This is a genomic window from Microvirga vignae, assembly GCF_001017175.1.
Lineage (GTDB): Bacteria > Pseudomonadota > Alphaproteobacteria > Rhizobiales > Beijerinckiaceae > Microvirga > Microvirga vignae.
Map to the genome: position 1 here is coordinate 115,876 of NZ_LCYG01000014.1, position 15,479 is coordinate 131,354.

A 15,479-nucleotide genomic window follows, 5' to 3' on the forward strand; every position below is an offset into this window, starting at 1 on the left:
CTCTCCTCCTTTACGCAGTCAGGCCGCTGACGAGGGACGGGATGTCGAGCGAGCGGAAACCGTAATGGTTCAACCAGCGCACATCGGCCTCGAAGAACGGACGCAGGTCCGGCATGCCGTATTTCAGCATCGCGATGCGGTCGATGCCCATGCCCCAGGCAAAGCCCTGGTACTCATCGGGATCGAGCCCACAATTGCGCAGCACATTCGGATGGACCATGCCGCAGCCGAGAATTTCGAGCCAATCCTCGCCCTCGCCGAAGCGGATCTCACCGCCTTTGCGCGAGCACTGGATGTCGACCTCGGCCGACGGCTCCGTGAAGGGGAAGAAGGAGGGGCGGAAGCGCATCTTCACCTGGTCGACCTCGAAGAAGGCCTTGCAGAACTCTTCGAGAATCCACTTCAGGTGCGCAATGTTGGCCGACTTATCGATGACGAGGCCCTCCACCTGATGGAACATCGGCGTGTGGGTCTGGTCCGAGTCATGACGATAGGTCCGGCCCGGGATGATCACGCGGATCGGCGGCTTCTGCCCCGTCATCGTGCGGATTTGCACCGGCGAGGTGTGCGTGCGCAACACCTTGCGCTCGCCCTTCTCGTCAGGGGCGAGGAAGAAGGTGTCGTGCATCTCGCGGGCCGGGTGACCTTCCGGGAAGTTGAGTGCCGTGAAGTTGAGATAATCCGTCTCGATATCCGGCCCCTCGGCGACGGAGAAACCCATATCGGCGAAGATCGCCGTCAGTTCCTCGATCACCTGGCTGATCGGGTGGATGCGGCCGCGCGATTCCGGCGCTTCAGGCACAGGCAGCGTCACGTCGATGCGCTCGGCGGCAAGACGCGCCTCAAGAGCGGCCTCGGCAAGCGTCTCTTTCTTCGCGGCGATTGCGGTCTGCACCTTGTCGCGCAGGCCGTTGATGAGCGGGCCGCGTTCTTTCCGCTCCTCGGGCGTCATGGCGCCGAGGGTTTTCAGAAGTTCGGAGACGGAGCCCTTCTTGCCGAGGGCGGACACACGCACGGATTCGAGAGCCGCTTCGTCGCCGGCGGCTTCGACCTGGGAGAGCAGGTCACGTTCGAGTTGATTGAGATCGGTCATCGGTCCCTTGCCAGATGCAAGCGCTTTGAGTGAGGCGCGGCGCGGGAACCGTCAAGTCGTCCGAGCCGCGAAGTGGCAACCGACAGCCCATTTAAGCCGTCAGCGCGGGTGGTCTCGGAGAAGGGGGAGTAAGGCGGCACGGCTGAAACCTTTCAGCCGTGCCAGTGCCGAAGTCTATCCTCAGGCGGCCTGCTGTGGCAGGGCGGCCTTGGCGCGCTCCACATAGGCAGCGAAAGCAGCCGGCTCGTGGATGGCCAGTTCGGACAGGACCTTGCGATCGACCTCGATCCCAGCCTTGCCGAGACCGTCAATAAATCGGGAATAGGTCAGGCCATGCAGGCGGACTGCAGCGTTGAGGCGCTGGATCCAGAGAGCGCGGAAGGTGCGCTTCTTGTTGCGACGGTCGCGAGTGGCATATTGCATGCTCTTCTCGACCGCCTGCTTGGCGATGCGGATCGTGTTCTTGCGGCGGCCATAGAAGCCTTTGGCAGCCTTGAAAACCTTCTTATGCTTGGCGTGGGCGGTAACGCCCCGTTTGACGCGGGCCATGGGAAAACTCCTTCAAAATCAGGGATGTGGTGGAAGACCGCCTTAGCCGTTCGGCAGGAAGTACTTCTTCACGTTGTAGGCGTCGCCCTCGAACAGCGTCGTGGTGCCGCGCAGGTTGCGGATCTGCTTGTTGGACCGCTTGATCATCCCGTGACGTTTGCCGGCCTGGGCGTAAACGACCTTGCCGGTGCCAGTGATCTTGAAGCGCTTCTTCGCGCCGGATTTCGTCTTCAGCTTGGGCATTTGGCTCTCCTTTGGTCAGGCCTTTGGAGCGGCTTGAACCGCCTTTCAGGCCCAGTATTGCTGCTGTGAGCAAAACGAACCGCCACGGCAGCCCTAACAGCCGGGCGGTTCGATGAAGGGCGGCTTATGACAGAAGCCCGCCCAAAAAGCAATGGCCGCCGGAAACCCGACGGCCATGAAATTTGCCTGGAACTCGAATCTCTTAACGGGGCGCCAGGACCATGACGACCTGACGGCCTTCGAAGTTGGGCTCCTGCTCGACCTTGGCGAGATCGCCCACATCGGCCTTCACGCGCTCGAGAACTTTGAGGCCCAGATCCTGGTGCGCCATCTCGCGGCCGCGGAAGCGCAGGGTGATCTTCACCTTGTTGCCTTCCTCGAAGAAGCCCTTCATGGCCTTCATCTTGACGTCGTAATCGTGATCGTCGATGCCCGGGCGCAGCTTGATTTCCTTGACCTCGACGGTCTTCTGCTTCTTGCGCGCCTCGGCGGCCTTCTTCTGCTCCAGGAAGCGGAATTTGCCGTAATCCAGGATCTTGCAGACCGGAGGATTCGCGTTCGGCGAGATTTCCACCAAGTCGAGGCCAGCGTCCTCAGCGACGCGCAAGGCATCGAAGAAGGGCATCACGCCCCGATTGTGTCCGGTGTCATCGATCAGCTGAACTTCGCGGACGCCGCGAATGTCACGGTTGGCGCGCGGGCCTTCTTTCTGCGGCACCGGCAAGGGTCTCATGGGACGGCGAATGGCTCTTATCTCCTGTTTAAGGGCTCAGTCGAGGCGGGAGACTTTTTGGGAAAGCCTCTGCAGCATGCTCAACGTTGCCGAGAATGAACTGACATTTCGCTCAAAACAGCGGGAAGTCAACTTGTTCTGTTGGCTGACCAGCTATCCAGAAGCGCGGAATACACATTGAGTGTGCTCGAAACCATGCGTTCGAGCGAGAAATGCCGCTCCACATGGGCTCTCGCCCGAGTGCCCAAAGCGATTCTGGCGCTGGCACCCAGATTCAGCGCGGCCCCGACAGCTTCCGCAAGGGCATCGGCATCGCCGGCCGGCACCCGCCAGCCCGTCCGCTCCTGTGGCTGGACCGCAGGAGGAGCCAGAACCGTCTCCGGCACCGCTCCGAGATCCGAGACCACCACCGGGGTGCCCATCGCCTGGGCTTCCACCGCCGAGCGGCCGAAGGCCTCGGGCTCGGTCGAAGGCACCGTGACCACGGCAGCCGCCAGGAAGGCCGCTGGCATGTCCGTGCAATGGCCGACCCGGCGCACGATCCCCTTGAGGCGCTTGGCCTCGATCAGGCTGTCGAGTTCCTTCACATAGGAATCGCGCCCCTGCGGATCGCCTGCGAGGATATAGGCAACGTCCGTCACGCCTGCATCACGCAGCTTGGCGGCGGCCTCGATCAGGACCTTCTGCCCCTTCCAGCCCGTCAGGCGGGCAGCGAGCAGCACCACGCGCTCATGCGGCGCGACATCCCAGGCCTTCCTTAAGGACTCAATCCGCTCGGGCGCCACGGTGGACGGCGAGAACTTCAGGAAATCCGTTCCCCGGTAGATCACCCCGATCCGGTCGGCGGTGTGAGGATATTGCGAGCGGATCAGGTTGCTCGTGTATTGCGAGTTCGCGATGACCACATCACCGCGTGCCATGACCGAGTTGTAGAGCACCTTCACCGAAGAGCGGCCGGAATAACTGCCGTGATAGGTGGTCACGAACGGAATGTTGAGGCTGCGGGCGGCGCCGAGCGCCACCCAGGCCGGAGCCCGGGACCGGGCATGGATCAGCGAGACCTTCTCCTTGTGGCAGATCCCGGCGAGCTTGCGCACATTGAGGAGCATGGAGAAGGGATTCTTCGTCGCTGCTGGAAAAGGAATCCAGATACCGCCTTTGGCCTGAAGCTCGCCCACAAGGCGTCCGCCCTCGGTCGCTACCAGCGCCCGCGCGCCCGCATGGACGAGCCCCTCGGCGATATCCACCGTGGTACGCTCCGCCCCACCGGCCTCAAGCTCCGGAACGATCTGCAGGATGGTTCGGCCTGCGAGAGGATGAATGTTGGATGACGGGAAAGCTGCTCCTCCGCCGGGTCGCGCTGAAAAACTCACCGATGTAAGAGCCTTCTCGAATAGGATGACAGAATCGTTATGAACCCTTGCTTCAAAGCAGTTGAGGACAGGTTAACCATGCAGCAAAGCGTCACAGTCGGAGAAGGCGCCGATGAGCGCCGGATTGCCGTGCTCCATCGGGAGGGCAAGGGCCCTCCGGCGGTCTGGATCGGCGGCTTCAAGTCCGACATGCGGGCGACCAAGGCAACAGCCATCGATTCCTGGGCCGAACGGAAAGGTCGCGCGTGCTTGCGCTTCGACTACAGCGGCCATGGCGAATCCGGGGGCGACTTCGAACAGGGCACCATCTCCCGGTGGCTGGAGGAGGCGCTCGCTGTCATGGGACAGTTCCTCAAGGAGCGCCCCATTCTGGTAGGCTCCTCGATGGGAGGATGGATTTCCCTCCTCGCAGCGCGTCATCTGCTGGAAAAGCGTCCCGCCCTCGCACCGGCGGGCATCGTTCTCATCGCACCTGCCACCGACATGACGGAAAAGCTGATGTGGGGCCGCTTTCCCGAGGACATCCGGCGGGCGGTCGCGGAGACCGGCGTCTATTATCGCCCCTCGGCCTATTCGGAAGATCCCTATCCAATCACCAGGAAGCTGATCGAGGACGGACGTCACCACCTTCTTCTCGACAAGCCGATCCAGACCGGCTGCCCGGTCCACATCCTGCAAGGCATGGAAGACCCGGACGTGCCGTGGAACCACGCACTCGAACTCATGGAGCACCTGCCAGGCGACAGTGTCTCGCTGACCCTTATCAAGGATGGGGATCACCGCCTGTCGCGGGACGAGGATCTGGAACGGCTGATCGGTGCGATCGAGGCGATTGCCTAAACGCTGAAGGCGAGGTGAGCCTTAATGCAGGCTCACCGTGGTCAGATCATGCGCCCAGGCATTGGCAACCGCTGCATCGCGGGTATCGGTCAGCACGATGGGCTCGCCGCTGGCGGACAGAAGGGCGAAGAGGTTCATCCCAGGCTGCAGCTTCGGAGCCTGCGGGAAGAGCCGCGCCACATCGTCGGAACGCAGCGGTTTCACATAGGCCATCTCGCCGAGGCCCAGATTAGCCAGCTCAGCCACATCCAAAGGCCGACCGGCATGATTGTTGGTGTCGTGGTTCATGGCCATCTCCTTGATGCGGAATGCCGTCACACCTTGTCCGAGGCGATGATGTTGATCTTGCGGACGATCCGCTCCGGCTCGGGCCGGACCAGATCGATCGACAACAGGCCGTTGGACAGATCGGCACCCAGAACCTCCATGCCGTCAACAAGGAGGAAGGTGCGCTGAAATTGACGGGCGGCGATGCCGCGATGAAGGAAGTGCCTGGTCTTGTCGTCGGACTGACGTCCCCGGATGACGAGTTGGTTCTCTTCCAGGGTCACTTCCAGCTGATCCTGGGTAAATCCAGCGACAGCCAGGGTGATGCGCAGACGCTCGGGAGCGCGCTCGGTGCGGGGCAAACGCTCGATATTATAGGGAGGGTAGCCATCTCCGGCTGCTTTCGCGACCCGGTCGAGCGCCTGCTCGATCTCGTCGAAGCCCAACAGAAACGGATGCCCAAACGGCGACTGACGCGACATGTTCGAAGCCCAAGGTTAGAGGCACTTCGGTTGAGTGTGAGCCCGCTCATGCGGCACTCACGCAGCCTGATTAAGGCCGCTGTCAGCAATATGGATATGGTTCTCAGACCGATCAAGACCCCCTGCCAAGCCCCCTCGGAAGGGAACGCCAGAAGGGTAAACGGCCTCCTGCCCTACCCCGCAAGATACGCCATTCGGCTGCCTATTCTCGCTTATGATCAAGGCTACCGTCCGACAGGAGCGACGGCATGACCAAAACTATGCGGCCCCGCTGGGCCAGCGGCGGCCTCTACGAATCTTACGTTGGACGCTGGAGCCGATTGGTGGCCCGGGAATTCCTCGTTTGGCTGAATGCCCCGTCTGGTCTCGACTGGCTCGATGTGGGCTGCGGCACCGGCGCTCTGATGGAGGCGATTGCCGTACGATGCGCTCCCAAACACCTTACCGGGATCGATGCTTCCGAGGGCTTTTTGGAATTCGCTCGCCAGCGGTTGGGAGATCATAGTGTCGAACTGCAGCAGGCTGACGCGCAGAGCCTGCCTTTCACAGATTCCGCGTTCGACCGAGTTGTCTCCGGCCTCATGTTGAATTTCGTGCCGGATAAAGGGCGCACCGCCGCGGAGATGGCACGCATCACGCGCTCCGGCGGCGAGGTGGCGCTTTATGTCTGGGACTATACCGGCGGCATGGAGATGATGCGCCGGTTCTGGGACGCGGCGGCGGATCTGAACCCGCATGCCCGTGATCTGCAGGAAAATTGGCATGCAGCGTTCTGCCAGCCGGAGCCGCTCCACCAGCTTCTGGAAAAGGTGAGGTTAGACCATGTCGAGGTCCGCGCCATCGACGTGCCCACCATCTTCCGCGACTTCGACGATTACTGGACCCCCTTCCTCGGAGGCCAGTCGCCGGCGCCGGCCTATTGCATGTCGCTCACCGAAGAGCATCGCCTGGCGCTGCGGGAGAGGCTGCGTGAAATCCTTCCCCCGCAACCGGATAGCAGCATTCACCTCACAGCCCGCGCCTGGGCCGTGAGGGGCCGCAAACGCTAGCTGGTCTCAGACCTGGCTACGCCACCAAGCGACCTGCTCGGCCACGCGAACCGGCGAGGTGCCGCCAAAGCTCGTGCGGGAGCGGACGGAGTTCTCGACACCCAGCACGTCATAGATGCCCTTGTGGATCTTCGGCTCGACAGCCTGCATCACCTCGAGCGGCAGCTCTTCGAAGCTGCAACCGCGCTTTTCAGCCTCGGAAACGATGCGGCCCGTGACATGGTGGGCATCGCGGAAGGGAATGTTGAGGCTGCGCACGAGCCAGTCGGCGAGGTCGGTGGCCGTGGAGAATCCGGCTCCGGCAACCGCCGCCATCCGTTCCGGCACGGGCTCCAGATCCTGGATCATACCAGTGGTGGCGGCGAGCACGATCTCGAGCGTGTCGGCGGCATCGAAGAGCGGCTCCTTATCCTCCTGCATGTCCTTCGCATAGGCGAGCGGCAGGCCTTTCATGACGGTGAGCAGCGAAACGAGCGAGCCGATCACGCGGCCGGTCTTGCCGCGCACGAGCTCCGCCGCATCAGGATTGCGCTTCTGCGGCATCATGCTGGAACCGGTGGTCCAGCGGTCGGGGAGCTTTACGAAGCCGAAGGGAGCCGACATCCAGATGATGGTCTCTTCCGCAAGCCGCGACAGGTGCATGGCGCAGATCGAGGCGGCGGCCATGAATTCCAGCAGGCTGTCACGGTCGGACACGGTGTCGAGCGAATTGCGGGTCGGGCCGTCGAATCCCAGCGCCTTCGCCGTCATATGCCTGTCGATGGGGAAGGACGTGCCGGCAAGCGCGCCTGCACCCAGCGGGCATTCGTTCAGGCGCTTGCGGGAGTCGCGGAACCGGCTGCGGTCGCGGCCGAACATTTCCACATAGGCCATGAGGTGATGACCGAAGGTCACCGGTTGGGCACTCTGCAGATGGGTAAAGCCCGGCATCACGGTAGCGGCATGCGCCTCCGCCTTGTCGAGCAGCGCCTTGATCAGGTTGGTGAGCTGCTCCTCGGCCCGGTCATGGGCCTCGCGCACCCAGAGGCGCGTATCGGTAGCCACCTGGTCGTTGCGGCTGCGGGCCGTGTGGAGGCGCGCCGCCGGATCGCCGATGATCTCGCGAAGCCTGCTCTCCACGTTCATATGGATGTCTTCAAGCGCCGTCGAGAAGGTGAAGTTGCCTGACTCAATTTCACCGAGCACCCGCTGCAACCCCTGATGGATTGCATCCCGGTCGCTCTCGGCGATGATGCCTTGCTTCGCCAGCATGGCGCTGTGGGCAATGGAGCCCTGGACGTCCTGCGCATACAGGCGCTTGTCGAAGTCGATGGAAGCGTTGATCGCTTCCATGAGCGCGCTCGGCGAGGACGAGAACCGCCCACCCCACATGGTGTTGGCACCGGACTTCTTGGCTTCTTCGGACACTGTGTTTCACCCAGGATTTAAGCTCTGCAAGCCTTTGCCATATGTCACGCGCCAAGGCAAAGCCGCAACGATGATGCACGTGCATTAAGCACATTGCGCAATGTTTGCCAGTTTAAAACCAGTTGCTAGACTCGACAGCTTTTGTGTGATTTGCATTCATGTTGGCGCAACAACAAGCGCTCCAGCGCTGTAAGGGAATGGCCAATGAAGCGACTTCCGAAATTTTTCCTATCCGCAGCCTTGGTTGCCACGATGGCGACCTCCTTCTCCGCCGTGCAGGCGGCAACCCCGCCGGACACTCTGGTCCATGCCTGGCAGATCGACGACATCATCTCGCTCGACCCGGCTGAAATCTTCGAGTTCAGTTCGTCGGAAATCGCAGGCAACACCTACGAGCGCCTGATCAACTACGACATCAAGGACGTCTCGAAGATCTACGGTGAGGTGGCCGAGTCCTGGACCGTCTCCGACGATGGCAAGACCTACACCTTCAAGATCCGCCAGAACAAGAAATTCGCCTCGGGCAATCCGCTCACTGCCGAGGACGTGGTGTTCTCGCTGCAGCGTGCCGTGATCCTTGACAAGTCGCCGGCCTTCATCCTCGGCCAGTTCGGCTTCGACAAGAACAACGTCAAGGACAAGATCAAGCAGACCGGTCCTTACGAGTTCACCATGGAGACGGATAAGGCCTACGCGCCGACTTTCGTCCTCTACTGCCTGACCTCGACCGTTGCCTCCATCGTTGACAAGAAACTGACGATGCAGAACGAGAAGGACGGCGATCTGGGCTACAACTGGCTCAAGACGCATTATGCCGGCTCCGGTCCGTTCTCGATCCGCGACTGGAAGGCGAACGAAGTCGTCGTCCTGGAGCGTAACCCGAACTACGAGAAGAAGGCGCCGCTCGCACGCGTGATCTACCGCCACATCAAGGAGACGGCGACCCAGCGCCTGCTGCTCGAGAAGGGTGACGTGGACATCGCCCGCAACCTGAACCCGGAAGAGATCGCCGCCGTATCCAAGAACCCGGACATCAAGGTCGATTCCGCACCCAAGGGAACGGTCTGGTACCTCGGCCTCAACCAGAAGAACCCGAACCTCGCCAAGCCCGAGGTGCGCAAGGCCCTGAAGTATCTCGTCGATTATGCGGCCATCGCCGACACCATCATGAAGTACAAGGGCGAGGTCCATCAGGCCTTCCTGCCCAAGGGCTATCTCGGCGCAATCAACGACAATCCCTACAAGCTCGACGTCGCCAAGGCGAAGGATCTCCTGGCCCAGGCGGGCCTGAAGGACGGCTTCAGCGTCACGATGGACACGACCTCCAGGCCCGAGACCACGGGCATCGCGCAGGCGATTCAGTCGACCTTCGCTCAGGCTGGCGTGAAGCTGGAGCTCATCCCCGGCGACAACAAGCAGACCCTCACCAAGTATCGCGCCCGTCAGCATGACATCTATATCGGCGAATGGGGTTCCGATTATCAGGACCCGAACTCCAATGCCGATACTTTCGCTGCGAACGACGACAACTCGGACAACGCCAAGGCCAAGCCGCTTGCATGGCGCAATGCCTGGGATCCGGGCCCGCTGACCGCCAAGACCCGCGCCGCCGTGATGGAGCGCGATGCCGAGAAGCGCGCCCAGATGTATGAGGAACTGCAGAAGGCGGTTCTCGACGACGGTCCTTTCGTGATCTTCCTGCAGAAGATCGAAGTGGCTGCAGAACGCAAGAACGTCGACGGTTTCGTGATGGGACCGTCCTTCGACACCAACAGCGTGGCACAGGCCAAGAAGAACTAATCTTTCGATGGCATCATCAATCGCGAACGGAGGCGGAGGGCACGATGCCCTCCGCTTCTACCTTACAAAGACCGCTCAGTTTGTTTTTGTGTTGGCGACGACCCTTCTCGGTCTTGTTGCCGTCACCTTCTTCATCGGCCGTATCGTTCCCATCGACCCGGTTCTCGCCATCGTTGGCGATCGCGCCCCTCCCGCGGTTTATGCGCGCGTTCGGCAGGAGCTCGGTCTCGATCTTCCGCTCATTCAGCAATTCTGGATTTATCTGAGGAAGGCCGTCACCGGCGATTTTGGTAATTCGGTTCTCACCACCAATCCGGTGATGACGGATATCGCCAATACTTTTCCGGCGACTTTCGAGCTGGCGACGCTTGGCACCCTCATCGGCACGCTCATCGGCATTCCGCTCGGCGTTCTCGCCGCCGTGAAGCGCGGCAGCCTGATCGATCAGTTCGTGCGCTTCATCGGGCTCGCCGGCTATTCCATTCCGATCTTCTGGCTCGGCCTCATGAGCCTGCTGCTGTTCTATGCCAAGCTCGGCTGGGTCCCCGGACCGGGACGGATCGACGTAACCTATTCCTATCTCTACACGCCGGTCACGAACATCGTGCTGCTCGACACCGCCATGCAAGGCCAATGGGATGCGTTCTGGGATGCTGTCTCGCACATCATCCTGCCCGCATGTCTCCTCGGATATTTCTCGCTTGCCTATATCAGCCGCATGACACGCTCCTTCATGCTCAACGAGCTGGCGCAGGAATATGTGATTGCAGCGCGCGTGAAGGGCCTATCCGAAATGCGCGTGATCTGGCGCCACGCCCTGCGCAATGCCGCCGTGCCGCTCGTCACCGTGATCGCGCTGTCCTACGCGAACCTGCTCGAAGGCTCGGTTCTTACCGAGACCGTGTTCGCATGGCCGGGGCTTGGCCAATACATCACCAACTCCCTGCAGAATGCCGACATGAATGCGGTGCTGGGCGGAACACTCGTGATCGGCACCGTGTTCGTGCTGCTCAATCTCGTGTCCGACCTGCTCTATCGTCTGCTCGATCCGAGGACCCGCTGATGGCTGGCGCCCCTCCCCTTCCTCAACCTTCCGGCCTGCGGGCTTGGCTCCTCTCCGCCGAACCGAACTCCCGCTGGCAGGCGCGTCTTGGCCGCGGCTATCTCGGCTGGCGCTCGTTCACCAAGAATCCACTTGCCGTGCTGGGCCTCGGCATCGTGGTACTGCTGCTCTTCGTTGCACTCTTCGCTGATTTTATTGCGCCCTATTCGCCTGTGATCGGCGGGGATCTGCGTACGCAGCGTCTCCTGCCGCCAAGCGAGACCTTCTGGCTCGGCACGGACGATCAGGCGCGGGATATCTTCTCGCGCATTATCTATGGCTCGCGCATCACGCTTTTCGTGATCGTGCTGGTGTCGATCATTGCAACGCCCATCGGCCTGCTGGTCGGCACCGTCTCCGGTTATCTCGGTGGTTGGGTTGATACGGTGCTGATGCGTATCACCGACATCTTCCTCGCCTTCCCGCGCCTCGTCCTGGCCCTGGCCTTCGTGGCGGCGCTGGGCCCCGGCATCGAGAACGCCGTCATCGCCATTGCGATCACCTCCTGGCCACCCTATGCACGTATCGCGCGCGCCGAGACTCTGATGATCCGCAACAGCGACTTCATCGCGGCCGTGAAGCTCCAGGGTGCTTCGACGCCGCGCATCATCTTCGGCCACGTGGTGCCGCTCTGCATCTCCTCGCTGATCGTGCGCGTGACGCTCGACATGGCCGGAATCATCCTGACGGCGGCGGGCCTCGGCTTCTTGGGACTTGGCGCGCAACCGCCGTCGCCGGAATGGGGCGCGATGGTCGCTACCGGTCGCAACTATCTCATCGATCAATGGTGGGTCGCCGCCATGCCTGGCCTTGCGATCTTCGTGGTGAGCCTCGGCTTCAACCTGCTGGGTGATGGCTTGCGTGACGTGCTCGATCCGAAGGCTGCGAAATGATGAAGCCGCTTCTCGAAGTCGAAGACCTCCGCGTCCGTTTTCACCTGCGCACAGGCACCATCGAGGCGGTGCGCGGCGTGTCGTTCCAGCTTGGCCGCGAGCGGCTCGGCATCGTCGGCGAGTCCGGATCGGGCAAGTCGCAGACGGGCCGCGCCATCCTCGGCCTCACGCCTCCTCCCGGCGAGGTCACGGCCAAGCGCCTGGCCTTCGACGGGATCGATCTGCAGACTGCCTCCAAGCGCACTTTGCGCGAGATGCGCGGCGGGCGCATCAGCATGGTCATGCAGGACCCGAAGTATTCGCTGAATCCGGTCATGACCATCGGCGAGCAGATCATCGAGGCCTATCAGGCGCATGCCAAGACAGGCCGTGCGGAGGCGCGCGACAAGGCTCTTGCCATGCTGGAAGCGGTGAAAATGCGCGATCCGCAACGCGTCTTCTCGCTCTACCCGCACGAGGTCTCGGGCGGGATGGGTCAGCGCGCGATGATCGCCATGATGCTTGTCACCGACCCCGACCTGCTTATCGCTGATGAGCCGACCTCGGCGCTCGACGTGACGGTGTCGATGGAGGTTCTGCGCATCCTCGACGAGCTCGTCTCGGAGCGCGGCATGGGGCTCATCTTCATCTCGCACGACCTGAAGCTCGTCTCGTCCTTCTGTGACCGTGTGCTCGTGATGTATGCGGGCCGCGTGGTGGAGGAGCTGGAAGCCAAGAACCTGCGTGAGGCGAAGCACCCTTACACGCAAGGCCTGATGCGTTGCCTGCCGACATTGGCGAATGACGTTCACCCGCTCCCGACTTTGAACCGCGATCCTTCCTGGGCGCTCTGATCATGCTCGATATTCAGAACCTCAACGTCGTTTTCGGCACGGGCCGTCTCCGGGTCGATGCGGTCAAGGACGTGAGCTTCACCGTCAAGCGAGGCGAGGCCTACGGTCTCGTCGGTGAGTCCGGATCCGGCAAGTCTACGGTGCTGCGCGCCATCTGCGGTCTTGCGCCGATCACCGGCGGACGTGTACTCGTCGACGGTAGGCAAGTCACCACGCCGCGCGACAAGACCTTCTATCGCACGGTGCAGATGGTCTTTCAGGACCCCTATGCCTCGCTCCACCCGCGCCACACCGTAGACCGCACGCTCTCCGAACCGCTCGCCATTCACGGTGAGAAGGATGCGGAAGCGCGCATCCTCCAGGCACTCAAGGAAGTGGGCCTCGGCCCCTCCTTCCGCTTCCGCTATCCGCATCAGCTCTCCGGCGGGCAGCGCCAGCGCATCGCTATTGCCCGGGCCCTCATCCTGCGCCCGAAGGTTCTGCTGCTCGATGAGCCAACCTCCGCGCTCGATGCCTCTGTGCAGGCGGAGATCCTGAACCTTCTGGACGATCTGCGCCGCAAGATGGAGCTGACCTATATCCTGGTGAGCCACGATCTCGCGGTGGTGGCGCATCTCTGCGAGCGCCTGCTCGTCATGCGCCATGGCGAGGCGGTCGAGGAAACGACGGCCGAAGCATTGCGCTCCGGTAAAGCGTCGAACGAATATACCCAATCCCTGATCCAGGCGAGTCAGGGCTTCACGCGTAAACCCTCGCAAGCGACCGCTATCGCCGGCTAGAGAATTCCTGTCTCATTGAATTGGCAAAGAAAATCATGTCACGCTCTCCCCTGATGCCTGTCTTCGATGGTCACAATGACGTTCTCCTTCGTCTCATGCGCGGGAAGATCCAACCGGAGAAGGCGTTCCTCGAAGGTGACAATATCGGCCATCTCGACCTGCCCCGCATGAGGCAGGGCGGCTTCTTCGGTGGGTTCTTCGCGGTTTACGTGCCCTCCCAGGACATGGGCATCGATGTCGATGCGCTCATGACCCATAGGGAATACGACGTGCTGCTGCCGCCTGCGCTGGACCACGCACCCAGCCAGCAGGTGACGGTGCACATGGCCTCGATCCTCATTCGCATCGAGCGTGCTTCCAAGGGCGAGGTGAAGATCTGCCGCTCGGCTGCCGACATCCGCGACTGCCTGGACCACGGCAAGCTCGCTGCGATCCTGCACATCGAAGGTGCCGAGGGCATTGATCCCGATCTCTACATGCTTGACGTTCTCTACGAGAGCGGCCTGCGCTCCATCGGCCCGGTCTGGAGCCGCCCGAACATCTTCGGTCACGGCGTACCGTTCCGCTATCCCTCGACACCGGATACCGGTCCCGGCCTCACCGAGCGCGGGCGCGAGCTGGTGAAGGCGTGCAATCGCCTGAAAATCATGGTCGATCTCTCGCATCTCAACGAGAAGGGCTTCTGGGACGTCGCCAAGCTCTCGGACGCGCCCCTCGTCGCCACGCACTCGAACGCCCATGCGGTATGCCCGCATTCGCGCAACTTGACGGACGAGCAGCTCGCCGCCATCCGCGAGAGCCGCGGCATGGTGGGCGTGAATTTCGCCACTTCGTTCATCCGCCCCGACGGCCAGCGCAGCGACGACACGCCACTGGAGGAGATGATCCGCCACATGGATCATCTGATCGAGCATGTGGGCGTGGATGGCGTCGGCCTCGGCTCCGACTTCGACGGTGCCACGATCCCTGCCGAGATCGGCGACGTGCGCGGCCTGCCCCGCCTCGTCGGGGCCATGCGCCAGCACGGCTATGACGAAGCGACATTGCGCAAGCTCTGCTACGAGAACTGGATCAGCGTTCTGGAGCGCACCTGGGGGCGGTGATTCCACTTTTTATTCAATCTCCATCCTCATCTTGAGGAAGCGCGCCAGTGACTGCGTCTGCTTCTCGGGATGAGGACTGAGCGAAAGAGGGCCTTAGCGCTCCGCCTTCGAGGTGAGCGCGAAGACACTGACGATGCCGCCGACGCCCAGCATCAGCAACAGGCTGACAGCATTGATCGCGGGCGTCGCGCCCTCGCGCATCTGACCGTACATCGTGATCGGCAGCGGCGGCTCGGAGCCAACGAGCATCAGGGTCGTGTTGAAGTTCTCAAACGACATGAGCAGCGACACGAGTCCCGCGCCGATCAGCGCAGGACTCAGAAAAGGCAGCGTGACCGTGCGCAGCACGCGCGCACGGCTGGCACCAAGGTCGAAAGCCGCCTCTTCCAACGAACGATCGAACTTGCGCAGGCGCGCTGCGATGATGAGCGTGGAAATCGTCAGGATGAACGACAACTGGCCCAGCACCACGAGAGGCAATCCGGGGCGCAGGAAATCGAGATCCGTTTGAAGCCAATCCTCCAGGCCGTTCGCCACGCGCGAGAAGAAGGCGAGGATCGAGATGCCGAGCACCACGCCGGGAATGACGAGGGGCCAGAGCATCATCATCGACAGAAAGGTCTTGCCCGGGAACTCCGCACGCTCCAGCACCCAGGCATTCACGGTGCCGATCATCACGGCAAGCAGTGCCACGGGCACCGCTACCTTGAAGCTGTTCGCGATCGTATCAAGCCAGATCGGATCGACCAGCACACCGGGTTTGCCGAAGGTGCTGCCTGAACCGATGAACCAGTCGAGCGTAAAGCCCTTCCACGGCGGGGACGGGAATGGGCTTGCGTTGAAGGCGAAGATCGCAACGACGAGAAGCGGCGAGAACAGGAAGATGTAGAACGCCGCGATGTAGAGCTTCCAGGCGAGGGGCGGATGGTTCAT

General features: G+C 62.0%; 17 protein-coding genes. 8 read left to right on the plus strand and 9 right to left on the minus strand.

Annotated elements, in window-relative coordinates; genetic code table 11:
• Positions 1–10: 10 nt before the first annotated feature.
• From pheS to AA309_RS04010, 5 genes are all read right to left on the minus strand, one after another.
• Positions 11–1,093 (minus strand): phenylalanine--tRNA ligase subunit alpha, encoded by a 1,083-nt coding sequence (gene pheS / locus AA309_RS03990; protein ID WP_047187695.1) that lies wholly within the window; start codon positions 1,091–1,093, stop codon positions 11–13.
• A 180-nt stretch (positions 1,094–1,273) separates the two neighbouring features.
• Positions 1,274–1,642, minus strand: a complete 369-nt coding sequence (rplT, locus tag AA309_RS03995) for a 50S ribosomal protein L20 (RefSeq protein WP_047187696.1) — start codon at positions 1,640–1,642, stop codon at positions 1,274–1,276.
• 42 nt (positions 1,643–1,684) lie between these two features.
• A complete protein-coding gene (gene rpmI, locus AA309_RS04000; protein ID WP_047187697.1) occupies positions 1,685–1,885 on the minus strand; it encodes a 50S ribosomal protein L35 in 201 nt (66 codons plus the stop codon).
• 202 nt (positions 1,886–2,087) lie between these two features.
• Complete coding sequence (gene infC / locus AA309_RS04005; RefSeq protein WP_047187698.1) at positions 2,088–2,618, minus strand: translation initiation factor IF-3; 531 nt, start codon at positions 2,616–2,618, stop codon at positions 2,088–2,090.
• Positions 2,619–2,746: 128 nt separating this feature from the next.
• Positions 2,747–3,991, minus strand: coding sequence for a glycosyltransferase family 4 protein (locus AA309_RS04010; RefSeq protein WP_047187699.1), 1,245 nt, complete (start codon positions 3,989–3,991; stop codon positions 2,747–2,749).
• 78 nt (positions 3,992–4,069) lie between these two features.
• On the opposite strand from AA309_RS04010, the gene AA309_RS04015 reads away from it, so the two are divergent.
• Positions 4,070–4,831, plus strand: coding sequence for an alpha/beta hydrolase (locus AA309_RS04015; protein ID WP_047187700.1), 762 nt, complete (start codon positions 4,070–4,072; stop codon positions 4,829–4,831).
• Positions 4,832–4,852: 21 nt separating this feature from the next.
• Here AA309_RS04015 and AA309_RS04020 read toward each other — a convergent pair whose 3' ends face one another.
• Both AA309_RS04020 and AA309_RS04025 read right to left on the minus strand, forming a co-directional pair.
• Positions 4,853–5,119 carry a BQ00720 family protein gene (locus tag AA309_RS04020; protein ID WP_047187745.1) on the minus strand — a complete coding sequence of 89 codons (267 nt, stop codon included), beginning with the start codon at positions 5,117–5,119 and terminating at the stop codon, positions 4,853–4,855.
• Between the two features lie 26 nt (positions 5,120–5,145).
• A complete protein-coding gene (locus tag AA309_RS04025; RefSeq protein ID WP_047187701.1) occupies positions 5,146–5,580 on the minus strand; it encodes an Hsp20 family protein in 435 nt (144 codons plus the stop codon).
• A gap of 248 nt (positions 5,581–5,828) precedes the next feature.
• On the opposite strand from AA309_RS04025, the gene AA309_RS04030 reads away from it, so the two are divergent.
• The gene (locus AA309_RS04030) at positions 5,829–6,629 is read left to right on the plus strand and encodes a class I SAM-dependent methyltransferase (RefSeq protein ID WP_047187702.1); all 801 of its coding nucleotides are present in this window, start codon (positions 5,829–5,831) and stop codon (positions 6,627–6,629) included.
• Between the two features lie 6 nt (positions 6,630–6,635).
• On the opposite strand, the gene argH is transcribed toward AA309_RS04030, so the two are convergent.
• Positions 6,636–8,000, minus strand: coding sequence for an argininosuccinate lyase (gene argH / locus AA309_RS04035; RefSeq protein WP_047187746.1), 1,365 nt, complete (start codon positions 7,998–8,000; stop codon positions 6,636–6,638).
• Between the two features lie 240 nt (positions 8,001–8,240).
• Between argH and AA309_RS04040 the strand changes: the two genes are divergently transcribed.
• Genes AA309_RS04040 through AA309_RS04065 form a run of 6 tightly spaced genes read left to right on the plus strand, consistent with a single transcriptional unit; the run spans position 8,241 to position 14,546 of the window.
• On the plus strand, positions 8,241–9,836 hold the full coding sequence (locus AA309_RS04040) for an ABC transporter substrate-binding protein (protein WP_047187703.1): 1,596 nt from the start codon (positions 8,241–8,243) through the stop codon (positions 9,834–9,836).
• Positions 9,837–9,843: 7 nt separating this feature from the next.
• On the plus strand, positions 9,844–10,899 hold the full coding sequence (locus AA309_RS04045; RefSeq protein WP_084730840.1) for an ABC transporter permease: 1,056 nt from the start codon (positions 9,844–9,846) through the stop codon (positions 10,897–10,899).
• The gene (locus AA309_RS04050) at positions 10,899–11,831 is read left to right on the plus strand and encodes an ABC transporter permease (protein ID WP_047187704.1); all 933 of its coding nucleotides are present in this window, start codon (positions 10,899–10,901) and stop codon (positions 11,829–11,831) included. The genes AA309_RS04045 and AA309_RS04050 overlap by 1 nt, the downstream gene beginning before the upstream one ends.
• Complete coding sequence (locus AA309_RS04055) at positions 11,831–12,664, plus strand: ABC transporter ATP-binding protein (RefSeq protein ID WP_047187748.1); 834 nt, start codon at positions 11,831–11,833, stop codon at positions 12,662–12,664. Before AA309_RS04050 ends, AA309_RS04055 begins: the two co-directional genes overlap by 1 nt.
• A gap of 2 nt (positions 12,665–12,666) precedes the next feature.
• A complete protein-coding gene (locus AA309_RS04060) occupies positions 12,667–13,443 on the plus strand; it encodes an ABC transporter ATP-binding protein (RefSeq protein WP_150117378.1) in 777 nt (258 codons plus the stop codon).
• Between the two features lie 35 nt (positions 13,444–13,478).
• On the plus strand, positions 13,479–14,546 hold the full coding sequence (locus AA309_RS04065) for a dipeptidase (RefSeq protein WP_047187706.1): 1,068 nt from the start codon (positions 13,479–13,481) through the stop codon (positions 14,544–14,546).
• A gap of 93 nt (positions 14,547–14,639) precedes the next feature.
• Here the strand turns inward: AA309_RS04065 and AA309_RS04070 are convergent, their stop codons facing one another.
• Positions 14,640–15,479 (minus strand): ABC transporter permease, encoded by an 840-nt coding sequence (locus AA309_RS04070; RefSeq protein WP_047187707.1) that lies wholly within the window; start codon positions 15,477–15,479, stop codon positions 14,640–14,642.